This is a genomic window from Seonamhaeicola sp. S2-3, from assembly GCF_001971785.1.
In the GTDB taxonomy this organism is placed as follows: Bacteria; Bacteroidota; Bacteroidia; order Flavobacteriales; family Flavobacteriaceae; genus Seonamhaeicola.
Genome location: NZ_CP019389.1, coordinates 456,149 through 469,470 on the forward strand (window position 1 = coordinate 456,149; position 13,322 = coordinate 469,470).

Here is a 13,322-nt window from a genome sequence, read left to right on the forward strand (position 1 = left end):
AAAAAAGGAGTTTTGCTAAGTCTGTGTTTAAATTTTGAAAATATTCTGTAATTCGTGGTTTTTTTTGAATATTTCGTAAATTGCATATGTAAAAATGTATTCTTTTTAAAAATGAAACAAATTAAACCCTTTAAACCTAAACATAATATTAGAATTGTAACCGCTGCATCTTTATTTGATGGTCATGATGCTTCTATAAATATTATGCGCAGAATAATTCAGGCTACGGGTGTAGAGGTTATTCATTTAGGACACGATAGAAGTGTTGAAGAGGTGGTTAATACCGCAATTCAAGAAGATGTAAATGCCATTTGCATAACATCGTATCAAGGTGGGCATAATGAGTATTTTAAATATATGTATGATTTGCTGAAGGAAAAAGGCGCTAACCACATCAAAATTTTTGGTGGTGGCGGTGGTGTTATTTTACCTGATGAAATTAAAGATTTAATGAATTACGGCATTACCAGAATTTATTCGCCCGATGATGGCAGAGAAATGGGGTTACAAGGAATGATTAATGATTTGGTTGAAGCATCAGACTTTGCTATTGGAAATTCATTAACTAATGAAGTAGACTTGTTAAAAAAACAAAATCATGGTGCCATTGCCCGATTAATTTCGGCTATCGAAAATTTTCCTGATGTTGCAAAAAAGCAGCTTCAAATTATAGATAAAGAAAATTTAAACACCCCTGTTTTAGGAATAACAGGAACTGGCGGCGCCGGAAAATCATCATTAGTTGATGAATTAGTGAGACGTTTTTTAATAGATTTTCCTAAAAAAACCATTGGTATCATTTCTGTAGATCCTTCAAAACGAAAAACAGGTGGAGCTCTTTTAGGAGATAGAATTAGAATGAACTCCATCAATAATTCTAGAGTTTACATGCGTAGTCTGGCAACGCGTCAATCTAACTTATCACTATCAAAACATATTGATGAAGCTATACAGGTTTTAAAAGCTTCAAATTTTGATGTAATTGTTTTAGAAACTTCTGGTATTGGGCAATCGGGCTCTGAAATTGTAGAGCATTGCGATTTGCCAATCTATGTTATGACGCCCGAGTTTGGAGCTGCTACACAGCTTGAAAAAATTGACATGTTAGATTTTGCCAATATTGTTGCTGTAAATAAATTTGATAAACGTGGTGCTTTAGATGCTTTACGCGATGTAAAAAAACAATACATGCGCAACCATAATTTATGGGACACCAAAGAAGATGAATTGCCCGTTTACGGTACTATAGCATCACAGTTTAATGACCCAGGAATGAACCGATTATACAAAGCGGTTATGGGTGCTTTAGCTGAAAAAACTCAGGCAGATTTCAAGTCGTCTTTCACGTTAACGCAAGATTTAAGTGAAAAGATTTTTATCATTCCGCCGTCAAGAACACGTTACCTTTCTGAAATTTCAGAAAATAATCGTCATTACGATAATAAAGTACGCGAACAGGCAAGCATTGCTCAAAAATTATACGGTATTTACCAAACTATTTGTTCGGTGTTAAATATTTCTAATGATGCTTTATTATTAAACCAAAAAGGGTTGAATGTAGATGAAATTTTGAAACAAGTTGGTAACAACAAACAAAATCAAACACTTTTAAATTTACTATTTAAGGAGTTTGACCGTGTTAAAATGAATTTATCTCCTCAAAATTGGGAGCATATTATTCAATGGAATTCAAAAATAAAAAAATATAAAGCGTCACTTTATTCCTTTAAAGTTAGAGATAAAGAAATTAATATAGAAACGCATACAGAATCTTTATCGCACCTTCAAATTCCAAAAATAGCATTGCCAAAATATAGTGCTTGGGGTGATTTATTACAATGGATTTTACAAGAAAACGTACCGGGAGAGTTTCCTTTTACATCGGGCTTGTATCCGTTTAAAAGAGAAGGCGAAGATCCTGCACGAATGTTTGCTGGAGAAGGTGGACCAGAACGCACTAACAGAAGATTTCATTACCTAAGTAAAGGTATGCCAGCTAAACGATTATCAACAGCTTTTGATAGTGTTACACTTTACGGAAATGACCCCGATGAAAGACCCGATATCTATGGTAAAGTTGGTAACGCTGGCGTAAGCATTTGTTGTTTAGATGATGCTAAAAAATTGTATTCTGGCTTCAATTTATCCGATGCCAAAACATCGGTAAGTATGACCATTAATGGACCTGCTCCAATGTTATTAGCCTTTTTTATGAATGCAGCCATAGATCAGCAGTGTGAGATTTATATAAAAAACCATCATTTAGAGACTGAAGTAGAAGCCAAAATAGCTGAAATTTATAAGGATAAAGAGCGCCCAAAATACAACGGAGAACTACCTGAAGGTAATGATGGTTTAGGGTTGATGTTATTGGGAGTTACAGGTAATCAAGTACTTCCAAAAGATGTTTATGAAAACATAAAGCAAGCTACCATTGCACAGGTACGTGGCACTGTACAAGCAGATATTTTAAAAGAAGACCAAGCTCAAAACACCTGTATTTTTTCAACAGAATTTGCACTAAGATTAATGGGTGATGTACAAGAGTATTTCATTCAAAACAATGTGCGTAATTTTTATTCGGTATCTATATCGGGTTATCATATAGCCGAAGCTGGAGCCAACCCAATCACCCAATTGGCATTAACTTTATCAAATGGCTTTACCTATGTAGAATATTACCTTTCACGAGGCATGGACATTAATAAATTTGGACCTAATTTATCCTTTTTCTTTTCAAACGGTTTAGATTCAGAATATGCTGTTATTGGTCGTGTGGCAAGAAGAATTTGGTCTAAAGCCATGAAATATAAATACGGTGCTAATGAACGGGCGCAAAAGCTAAAATATCATATTCAAACATCAGGGAGAAGTCTGCATGCTCAAGAAATAGATTTTAATGATATTAGAACCACATTGCAAGCTTTATATGCTATTTATGATAATTGTAACTCACTTCATACCAACGCGTATGATGAGGCCATAACCACACCAACCGAAGAATCGGTGCGTCGTGCCATGGCTATTCAGCTTATAATTAATAAAGAGTTGGGCTTAGCTAAAAACGAAAACCCAACACAAGGCGCTTTTATAATTGAAGAATTAACAGATTTGGTAGAGGAAGCCGTATTACTTGAATTTGATAGACTTACAGAACGTGGAGGTGTTTTAGGAGCTATGGAAACTATGTATCAGCGCAGTAAAATTCAAGAAGAAAGTTTATACTACGAAACTTTGAAACACAAAGGTACATTTCCTATAATTGGGGTAAATACATTTTTAAGTAGTAAAGGTTCTCCAACAATTGTACCAACAGAAGTTATTAGAGCCACCAAAGAAGAAAAACAACTTCAGATTAAAACATTAAAAAATCTTCATAAAAATAATCAAACAGATGACCTATTAAACAAACTTAAAAAAGCAGCTATAAACAATGAAAATATATTTGAAGTGCTTATGGAGGTAAGCAAAGTATGTTCGCTTGGACAGATAACAAAGGCTCTGTTTGAAGTTGGAGGACAGTACAGACGTAATATGTAAGCTATTTGCACATTTTTTGATAGTTGAAAACCTGTGTGAATCACTTATCCCGAACTTGTTTAGGGATAAAAATAAGGCGTATTTTCAGTTAATAATTAAAAGGCGTAATAGTTGCTTGTTTTAAAAAAAGATAAAACTCAATAAAACAACGCAACCATAGCGGTTTTTTGGTATCTTCAGAATAAAAAATAGCTATGATTAATAAATTATGTGTGTTACTTGTTTGTATTATTATGTTTTCTTGTAGTAATGATGGTGTTTCTGGCGAAAAATATGAGTACCATTTTTTTTCGGATAGTGAATTAACTATAAATACTATTGAAAATTCTTACATGAAATATGGTGTTGTTTCAGAGGGCGATAAAATAGTTTTTAAGTATTACTATAAGGCTAAAGATGAAGAGCAAATTGCAGATGATGAGTATTCAGAATTTATCTATTTTGAAATAGATTCTAACTTAAATAGTTTTGAAATTACAGATGAAGCATTAACTACAGCAAAAGTTGTACTTTCAAAGTCATGTTTTTGTTTTTTTCAAGATACACCTGATAAAAATGTAGCTCCAACAGGAATAATTTCTGGTGAAAAACTATCAGATGATCAATGGAAAATTACACTTAACGTAACGTTTTACGGAGACGAAAACAGACAATTTGATAAAGTCTTTAAGTTGCAATAAATTCATTTAAAAAAAATGTAATTTTTTTTGCATCTTTTTATAAACATGTACGTCTATTATATGAACTTAAAAAAATAGATATCATGAAAAATAATAATTGTACATGCAACTGTGAAGGTTGTAAAAGCGGAAACTGTAAAAACTGTACCTGTACTAACTGTACTTGTTCTAACTGTAATTGTTAATCATTTTTTAGATAGAAATAAGCTGCGCTAATTTTAGTAAATTTATACTAGAATTAGCGCAGTTTCTCAATAGTGATTTATGAAGACTAAAGATGTTTGGAATACCTATGCCGAAGATATAAAACACTTTATTTTAAGTAAGGTTAAAGATGAAGTAGTTACAGATGATTTACTACAAGAAACCTTTATTAAAGTACACACAAAACTCAATACCTTAAACAATGAAAACAAGTTAAAATCTTGGATTTTCTCTATAGCTAGATACACGGTTTTAGATTATTTTAGAAGTAAAAAAATAGTTTATGAAACTACCGATGAAGATTTTGTTTTTGAAGACCAAAAATTAGAACACACCAAAGCCGATTGTTTACGTGGTATTATTAAAAGTTTACCTAAAAAATATAGAGATCCGTTGTTTTTAAGTGATATAAAAGGACTTAAACAAACACAAATTTCAGAGCAATTGCAGTTGCCACTCGCCACGGTTAAATCTCAAATACAACGTGGCAGAAAATTAATTGCTCAAGGCTTTATAGATTGTTGTGATTTTAAAGTAAACGACCAAGGTTTTCTTGTTGGAGAACTAAAAGAAAAAGCAGATTGTAAAATTTGCAATCATAACTAAAGACTCAACATCCAACTGCGTTGTAGCTTTTTAAATTTACGCAATTCACGCCTTAAAATAGGCAAAAAATCTTTGCCGTTACTGTTAGACTTTTCTAAACGATAAGAATTTTTATAAAGTAAGTTTGTTAAGCGTCTTAAAGAAGCAATATGCTTATGTTTTCTTTCAGAATGACGCTGCAATTCAGCATTAGCAATTTCAGGAGCTAAGTTTACAGATTGTTGTACAATATCACCAGAAAAATAAATGTTTGAGTCTTCAGAGCCATCTTCTTTAAGAGATGCTAAATCATATTGAAGGTAGGTAGAAATACTTTGAGAAAGCGCAAAAATTTCTAGTGCCTTTTTATAAATAGGTAATTCCGATAGGTTTGGTGGGGTATTATGTAACATGTTTCTTTTTTCACTACAATTTTATCAAAATTACTCACAAGAAATTATATCTAACTTTAGTATTTAAAGTAAATTTGTATTTTTACTTTAAAATTTAATTTTTTAAAGCTATTTATCTTTAAATGAAAACAGATGAGCTTAATAAGAAGATTTTGAAGTGTTTACAACATAATGCTAGACTTTCTAATGCCGAAATTGGGCGTCGGGTAGGAATAAGTTCTCCTGCCGTTTCAGAGCGCATCAAAAAAATGGAAGATTTAGGTATCATAGAAGGTTATAAAGCTTTAATTTCTCCGTTTGAAATAGGTTATCAATTTAAAGCCATAATAACATTACGTGCTTTTATGGGGAAATTAAAACCGTTTTTAGAAAAAGTAAAAACTTTTGATGAGGTGGTTAATTGTTACCGTATAACAGGTGATGAAAATATTGTTATGGAAGTGGTTTTAAAAAACCAAAAACACCTTGAAACATTTATAGATCAGCTTATTGTTTACGGAGAAAGTAAAACGCAAATTGTTCTTTCTAGAGTTATAAAGCAAAGTGAGATAAAACCTATTTAAAAGCTAAATAAGAGCTTAATTTAATTTGGTTTCAATATGTTTTGCAATACGTTTTGCATGAATTCTAGAGTTTTCTATAAACCATTTATGGGTTTCTTTTCCGCCACAAATTACACCGGCTAAATATAAGTTTTTTATATTAGACTCCATAGTTTCACTATTGTATGTTGGAATACTTTTATCATCATTAGAAAGTGTAATGCCACTGTTTTTTAATAGTTTAAAGTTAGGAAGATATCCTGTTAGAGCAATTACATAATCATTAGGCAATGTAACCAAGCCTTTAGGTGTTTTTACAACTACAGAATTTGGTGTTATTTCTTTAATTTCAGAATTAAAATAGGCTTTTATGCTACCTTCTTCAATACGATTAATTATATCTGGACGCACCCAATATTTAACACGTTCACCAATATTTTCTCCTCTAATAACCATAGTTACACGTCCGCCTTTGCGCCAAATTTCTAAAGCAGCATCAACAGCAGAATTGCTTGCGCCAACTACCACAATATCTTGCAAGGTGTAGTTGTGAGCTTCTTTGTAGTAATGCGTTACTTTGTCTAAATTTTCACCTGGAACATTAAGTAATTTAGGGATGTCATAAAAACCAGTGCTAATAATTACATGTTTAGCGGTGTAATTACACTTAGTTGTTTTTACTTCAAATACATTTGCTGTTTTGGTTACGGTTTCAACAGTTTCGTATAAATTAATGTTTAAGTTATTTGATGTTGTAACGCGCCTGTAATACTCTAAAGCTTCGTCTCTATTAGGCTTTGGGTTGTTGCTAATAAAAGGAATACTGTCTATTTCTAATTTTTCAGATGTTGAAAAAAACGTCATGTTTTTAGGGTAATTAAACAGTGAATTTGTTAAAGTACCTTTTTCTATAACCACGTAATTCCAGTTTCTTTTTTTACATTCTAAAGCGCAGGCAATACCAATAGGGCCGCCTCCAATAATTATAATATCTTTTTCTGTTTGCAATGCTTCTTTTGTCATGTGATTAGAATTAATTTATGTGCCACGGCGGATTTTTTCGGTTTTCTCCAGCGTGGTATAAAATAATTTTGTTGCCGTCTAAATCGTTTAAATGAGCTTCACGCCAAAGCCATGATTTGGTTTCGGGTAATTGTACAAAATTAATACCTTTTTGCTGAAGGTTTTTAACCAATTCATCTAAATTTTCGTTTTCAAAATAAATGCTAATGCCTTCGCCTTTAGGCAATTTTTCAACTTTATGAATAGAAAAGGTGCTGTTTCCTTTGGGGCATTCAAATCTTACATACCTTGGGCATGCATCAACAATAAGACGCAATCCCAAGGTTTTGTAAAATTCTGTTGCTTTTACAACATCTTTTGATGGTATTGTGATTTGGTTTAAATCCATAGTATTTCTTCTTCTTCAACTTCAGTTTCAATTGCTTTTATGCGTGTCTTTTTTTTAGCATTTAAGTATTGTTTTAGAAAGAATAATAAGAAAACGCATAATGCTGCTATGGCTGTTATAATAAACCAAGTATTGTCAAACCCTAATTTTCCAATCATTTGTAGTCCTAAATTATGTCCAAAAATATGAGCAATAGAGAAGGCTATAGCGTAAAGAGCCATATATTCTCCTTGGTTTCCTTTTTTTGCTCTATCTAAAGCAAACGCATTTGAAAAAGGGAAGGCTATCATTTCACCAAAAGTCATTAAAAGCATACCAATTACTAATATACCAACCCAATTAGTAAGGTTAAGAATAATAAAACTTAATCCTGTTAAAATGGCTCCAAAAAGCATTAAACTTGTTTTTTTGAAAGCTGTGTTTTCTAACCATTTTATTAGTGGCATTTCAAATACAAAAATGATAAACCCATTCATACCCAATAATAATCCAATTTCCATTTCGCTTAAAGCGTGTACATCTTTGTAATAAATAGGCATTGTAGAGAAGTATTGTAAAAATACCACTCCAAAAAGTGCCATAGCAACTAGGAAAATAATAAAAGCTTTATCATTGTATGCAGACTTTGGGTTTTTAGTTTTTACTTCATCTAAAGTTTTAGTTAATTTTGGATTAAGCACATTTATTAATACTAAAGTTGCAGCTATACATGTAATGCCATCAACCCAAAACAATCCTTTATAACTCAAGCTAGTAATAATTAGACCTCCAATGGCAGGACCTGCTGAAAACCCTAAATTTATTGCTAACCTAATTAGTGTAACAGACCGAGTTTTGTTTTCTGGTTTGCTATAAGCACTTAATGCTACAAACATGGCAGGTCTAAAAGTATCTGCCACCAACATAACTAAAAATATACCAATGCAAAATGCTAAAAAGGTGCTTAAAAACTGTAATGCAACAAATAAAATACCCGTGCTAATTAAGCTGTAGCACATTACTTTGTAGTAACCAATTTTATCGGTTAACTTACCGCCTAACCATGAGCCCACAACCGAACCTAAACCAAAAGCACTCATAATCCACGCTACATCTGTAACCGAAAATTTTAAACTTTTGGTTAGATATAATGATAAGAATGGAATAACCATGGTGCCTGCTCTATTAATTAATGTAATAAGTGCTAACCACCATACTTCTGTTGAGAGTCCTTTAAACGTGTTTACGTAATTGTTCATTAGTGTTTTCATGAGTTCTAATTTTCTAAGTCATAAATAATAGATTTAATTAAATAGTTGATTATCAACTAAAAATAAAAAATCCGACTGAGTAGTCGGACTTTTTAATATTGTAATATTTTATGTCAATATCACCACAATATATAATAAGCCCAACATGATCTTCCGGTTAGGGAAGTCATCCACTGCTTCTTACAAATCATGACAATACGTCTCATTTTTAATTCTTTTGAAGCACCAAAGCTAAATAAAATATTTGTAAGTTGTATTTTTGAAATGAAAAAAAAATAAATTAATGAGAAACTTACTTCTGTTTTTACTGTTAATTAATACAGTTTGTTGTGCTCAAGATAAAAAGCCAATACAAGGTGAAACTGAATTTCAAAGAGAAATGAATGCACAGTTTAAAGATGCAACAAAATCTCCTTTAACAGAAAAAGACCGTAAGCATTTTACAGGCTTAGATTTTTTTAAGTTTGATTCTGCATATGTAGTAACAGCTCAATTTAAAAGAACGCCTAATGAAAAGCCTTTTAAAATGAAAACTACTACCAATAGAAGATCTACATATGTGAAATATGGCGAACTTTATTTTACATTAAAAGGGAAAGATTTAAAGCTAAATGTTTATCAAAACCTAGGTTTAATTGAAGAAGATGGTTACGAAGATTATTTGTTTTTACCTTTTTTAGATGAAACAAATGGAGAGGAAAGTTACGGAGGAGGTAGGTATGTTGATGCTAAAATACCAACGGGTGATACTATGATAATTGACTTTAATGAAGCCTATAATCCTTATTGTGCTTATAATACTAAATATTCTTGCCCTGTTGTTCCTAGAGAAAACTATTTAAGAGTTAGAATTGAAGCTGGCGTAAAGGCCTTTAAGAAGCACTTATAAATTTTAATTAAATGGCTTTTTAATAATTCTCATTAAAAGGGAGGGGTTATAGCTTTTTTGAATAAGACTACCTTTCTACTTCACCAAAAACATTCCCAAAAACACTGCTAAAAAACCTATTACAAAGCTAACAATTGTATAAAGCGCAAAACTTGTAAAATCGCCAGATTTTAAAAACACATGGTTTTCATAGGCAAAGGTTGAAAAAGTTGTAAAACCACCACAAAACCCCGTAGCCAATAACAATGTTTGACTTTGGTTTAATGAATTATTTTTAGCAGCTAAACCCAAAATAATACCAATAAGCAAACTACCCAAAATATTAGCAGCAAAAGTACCATAAGGTATTCCTGTTTGGCTGCTGTTTAAATATTTGCCAATAATGTAACGTAATACACTACCAAAACCACCACCAACAAAAACCAATAATAAATGTTTCATAGACTATTTAAGAGGAATGTATATTTCTGTAATCCAATCTGCTGGATTTGGGAAATTTCCAGGGTCATTAGTGTAAATTTCAAAAGGTTTAATGTCAGACATTTCTAAACCATTTTCAGAGATATGTTTCATAGTTGCTTCCCATGCTTTTGGTAGGTTGGTATAATTTCCTTTTAAAGTAGTTTTTAAAGCTTTTGTTTTGGGTATGTAACCACAAAGTATTTCACTACCATTTTCAACAGTAACTTTGCTCATAATAGGTATAGCGTTACTCATAATAATATTTCCGTTTTCGGTATTCATTTCATTATAAATAGTGAAAGGCATACCGTTGGCAACAATATTATTTTTTGACATATAGCTCATAATTTCACCATATTGTTTCCCCATTATTTGGCTAATATTAGTACCAGTTGCAGATGTGGTTTTGTACATATAAAAACCACCTCCATATTCTGTTATACCATCAATATTTATAGAAAAAGCTTTTAAACGTAATTGAACTATACTATCTAGTTTTTCTAAACTACGCTCATAATGTGGACCTATTTGTTTGTCCATGCCACCAGTAAAAGTAGCAAAAGCTTTAAAACCAAAAGGGAGGTCTTTTCCAGAAATTTTCCAAGTTACATCGGTTGCCCCATCATCAGTACGTTTAAATTCCCATGAAACATCAGATTTTGGAAACTCTGCAAATTGCATTTCTTGTGTAATAGTAGTGTTGAGTATGGTTTCTATAGTAGTCATGGTACCAATTCCGTCTTTGTCTTCCCAAGAATAAGAACCACCTACACCTCTAGTTTTTTCACCATAGGTAAGTTTCATTTCAGGATTTTCTTCAACCCAAGAAGACCATTTTTCCCAATTTTTAAAGTCTATTACATTAGAGTAAATAACTGGCGCTGGAGCTTTAATAGTTCTAGTCCTGCTAACTTCAAAAGAGTTTGGCTGTACTGCAATATATATAGCTGTACCTATAATGATAATGAGCAAAAGGAATAAAATGTATTTAAAGGCTTTCATTCGTAAGAGGGTTTTGGTGAGTTTGATGAATCAAAGATAATCATTTTTCATTTCGGTTAATAAATTATTACATTTGCTAATCTTCAAATTAGGATTTTGTGTTAAATTAAGATTTATCGTTTTAAATAATAATCAAAATCTTGTATTTGACAGTTTATTAAAAGAATTACAAAACAATTAAACTTTCAAAATGAAACTAAAATTTTTTCTAAGTGTAGTGTTAATTTCTGTTGTTTTATTTGGTTGTGTTGATGGCAAACCTGAAAAAACCAATGAAACCTCTGAAATTGTGGAAACTGAAAAGTTCAATTATAATGTTGAGCAGTTTGCAGATTTAAAGATTTTAAGATATCAAATTCCGGGTTGGGATAAACTAACTTTAAAGGAGCAAAAGTTGGTGTACTATTTAACCCAAGCAGGATTATCTGGTAGAGATATTATTTGGGATCAAAACTACCGTCATAATTTAACTATTAGAAAAGCACTTGAAAATATTTATACTAATTACAAAGGCGATAAAACTTCTGATGATTGGAAAGCTTTTGAGGTATATTTAAAGCGTGTATGGTTTAGTAATGGCATTCATCATCATTATTCAAATGATAAGATTAAACCAGAATTTTCTGCAGATTATTTAAAAGAATTATTAACACAAACTAATACGGTTTTAGAAGGTGAGCCTTTTGATGTTATCTTTAATGATGTCGATTCTAAAAAAGTAAACAAGAAAAAAGGCATTGATAACATAGCAGAATCTGCTGTTAATTTTTACGGACCTAATGTTACTAATAAAGATGTTCAAAATTTTTATAAAACTAAAGTGTCTCCAGACCCAAATAAACCCTTGTCTTTTGGGTTAAACTCTCAGTTAGTAAAAGAAAATGGTGTGGTAAAAGAACGCGTTTATAAATCTGGCGGGCTTTATGGAAGTGCTATTGATGAGATAGTTAAATGGTTAGAACTTGCCAAAGGTGTTGCCGAAAATGAAGCACAAGCCAATGCGCTTGGGGTATTAATTGAGTATTATAAAACTGGAGATTTACAAACTTGGGATGACTATAATGTAGCTTGGACAAAAGCCACAGAAGGCAATATTGACTATATAAACAGTTTTATTGAAGTTTATAACGACCCACTAGGCTACAGAGGTTCTTATGAAACTATAGTGCAAATAAATGATTTTGATATGTCTCAAAAAATGAAAGTATTATCAGATAACGCACAATGGTTTGAAGATAATTCTTCTATAATGGATAAACATAAAAAAGAAAATGTTGTAGGGGTAACTTATAAAGTTGTTAATGTTGCTGGTGAAGCTGGAGATGCATCTCCAAGTACACCAATAGGTGTTAATTTACCTAATGCCAACTGGATTCGTGCAAATGTAGGTAGTAAATCTGTTTCTTTAGGAAACATTGTCCATGCTTATAACAACGCAGGAAGTACAGGACGTTTAAAAGAATTTGTTCATGATGAAGAAGAATTGCAGTTAGAAGAAAAGTATGGGCAATTAGCTGATAAACTTCACACAGCATTGCATGAAGTAATAGGTCATGCTTCAGGAAAAATAAACCCAGGTGTTGGCACTGTAAATGAAACACTTAAAAATTATAGATCTACTTTAGAGGAAGGTAGAGCAGATTTAGTAGCATTATATTATTTATATGATAGCAAATTACAAGAGCTAGGACTTGTTGATGATTGGAAATCTGTAGGAAAAGCAGCTTACGATGGTTACATAAGAAATGGCTTAATGATGCAATTAATTCGTTTAAATTTAGGCGATGATGTTGAAGAAGCACATATGCGTAACAGACAGTGGGTAAGTGCATGGGTTTATGAAAAAGGAAAAGCAGACAACGTTATTGAAAAAGTAACACGCAATGGTAAAACCTATTTTAACATAACCAATTATGAAAAACTACGTGAACTTTTTGGCGATTTATTACGTGAAACACAGCGTATAAAATCTGAAGGTGATTACGAAGCTGTAGAAGCTTTGGTAGAAGGTTACGGCGTAAAAGTAGACCAAGCTATTCATGCCGAAGTTTTAGAACGTAATAAGCAATTTAAGTCAGCTCCATACTCAGGTTTTGTTAACCCTGTTTTAGTACCAGAAACTAATGAAGCTGGCGAGATTACAACTATTAAAGTAACACAGCCAAAAACATTTGCAGAACAAATGCTGTATTACAGTAAAAACTATAATTTTTTACCAGAGGTAAATTAACACTAAAAACCTTTTTTTAAGTTAAAACAGAATCTTGTTTTCAAGGTTCTGTTTTTTTGTTTACACTAAAAATTAAAAGTAAAATATTAATTACGAGTAGAATAGATATAATTA

12 protein-coding genes are annotated in these 13,322 nt (G+C 31.8%); 6 read left to right on the top strand and 6 right to left on the bottom strand.

Annotated features, from left to right (window positions below):
• Positions 1-111: 111 nt before the first annotated feature.
• The 3 genes from BWZ22_RS02255 to BWZ22_RS02265 all read left to right on the top strand — a co-directional run bounded on the left by BWZ22_RS02255 (position 112) and on the right by BWZ22_RS02265 (position 5,030).
• Positions 112-3,540: a methylmalonyl-CoA mutase family protein gene (locus BWZ22_RS02255; protein WP_076697729.1), complete on the top strand. Its 3,429-nt coding sequence runs from the start codon at positions 112-114 to the stop codon at positions 3,538-3,540.
• Between the two features lie 194 nt (positions 3,541-3,734).
• On the top strand, positions 3,735-4,220 hold the full coding sequence (locus BWZ22_RS02260) for a hypothetical protein (RefSeq protein ID WP_076697730.1): 486 nt from the start codon (positions 3,735-3,737) through the stop codon (positions 4,218-4,220).
• Positions 4,221-4,484: 264 nt separating this feature from the next.
• Complete coding sequence (locus tag BWZ22_RS02265) at positions 4,485-5,030, top strand: sigma-70 family RNA polymerase sigma factor (protein ID WP_076697731.1); 546 nt, start codon at positions 4,485-4,487, stop codon at positions 5,028-5,030.
• On the opposite strand, the gene BWZ22_RS02270 is transcribed toward BWZ22_RS02265, so the two are convergent.
• Entirely contained in the window at positions 5,027-5,422 is a 396-nt protein-coding gene (locus tag BWZ22_RS02270; RefSeq protein ID WP_076697732.1) for a hypothetical protein, read from the bottom strand. The two genes, BWZ22_RS02265 and BWZ22_RS02270, sit on opposite strands and share 4 nt — an antisense overlap.
• A gap of 122 nt (positions 5,423-5,544) precedes the next feature.
• On the opposite strand from BWZ22_RS02270, the gene BWZ22_RS02275 reads away from it, so the two are divergent.
• Positions 5,545-5,985 carry an Lrp/AsnC family transcriptional regulator gene (locus tag BWZ22_RS02275; RefSeq protein WP_076697733.1) on the top strand — a complete coding sequence of 147 codons (441 nt, stop codon included), beginning with the start codon at positions 5,545-5,547 and terminating at the stop codon, positions 5,983-5,985.
• A gap of 15 nt (positions 5,986-6,000) precedes the next feature.
• On the opposite strand, the gene BWZ22_RS02280 is transcribed toward BWZ22_RS02275, so the two are convergent.
• The 3 genes from BWZ22_RS02280 to BWZ22_RS02290 are packed head-to-tail and all read right to left on the bottom strand — an operon-like array spanning position 6,001 to position 8,625.
• Positions 6,001-6,987 (bottom strand): YpdA family putative bacillithiol disulfide reductase, encoded by a 987-nt coding sequence (locus tag BWZ22_RS02280; RefSeq protein ID WP_076697734.1) that lies wholly within the window; start codon positions 6,985-6,987, stop codon positions 6,001-6,003.
• A gap of 10 nt (positions 6,988-6,997) precedes the next feature.
• Positions 6,998-7,375 carry a VOC family protein gene (locus BWZ22_RS02285; protein WP_076697735.1) on the bottom strand — a complete coding sequence of 126 codons (378 nt, stop codon included), beginning with the start codon at positions 7,373-7,375 and terminating at the stop codon, positions 6,998-7,000.
• The gene (locus BWZ22_RS02290; protein WP_076697737.1) at positions 7,366-8,625 is read right to left on the bottom strand and encodes an MFS transporter; all 1,260 of its coding nucleotides are present in this window, start codon (positions 8,623-8,625) and stop codon (positions 7,366-7,368) included. Before BWZ22_RS02290 ends, BWZ22_RS02285 begins: the two co-directional genes overlap by 10 nt.
• 283 nt (positions 8,626-8,908) lie before the next feature.
• On the opposite strand from BWZ22_RS02290, the gene BWZ22_RS02295 reads away from it, so the two are divergent.
• Complete coding sequence (locus tag BWZ22_RS02295) at positions 8,909-9,514, top strand: DUF1684 domain-containing protein (RefSeq protein ID WP_076697738.1); 606 nt, start codon at positions 8,909-8,911, stop codon at positions 9,512-9,514.
• 75 nt (positions 9,515-9,589) lie between these two features.
• Here BWZ22_RS02295 and crcB read toward each other — a convergent pair whose 3' ends face one another.
• A complete protein-coding gene (gene crcB, locus BWZ22_RS02300; RefSeq protein WP_076697739.1) occupies positions 9,590-9,955 on the bottom strand; it encodes a fluoride efflux transporter CrcB in 366 nt (121 codons plus the stop codon).
• A gap of 3 nt (positions 9,956-9,958) precedes the next feature.
• On the bottom strand, positions 9,959-10,978 hold the full coding sequence (locus tag BWZ22_RS02305; protein ID WP_076697740.1) for a GyrI-like domain-containing protein: 1,020 nt from the start codon (positions 10,976-10,978) through the stop codon (positions 9,959-9,961).
• Positions 10,979-11,168: 190 nt separating this feature from the next.
• On the opposite strand from BWZ22_RS02305, the gene BWZ22_RS02310 reads away from it, so the two are divergent.
• Complete coding sequence (locus tag BWZ22_RS02310; protein ID WP_076697741.1) at positions 11,169-13,208, top strand: dihydrofolate reductase; 2,040 nt, start codon at positions 11,169-11,171, stop codon at positions 13,206-13,208.
• The last annotated feature ends 114 nt before the right edge of the window (positions 13,209-13,322 follow it).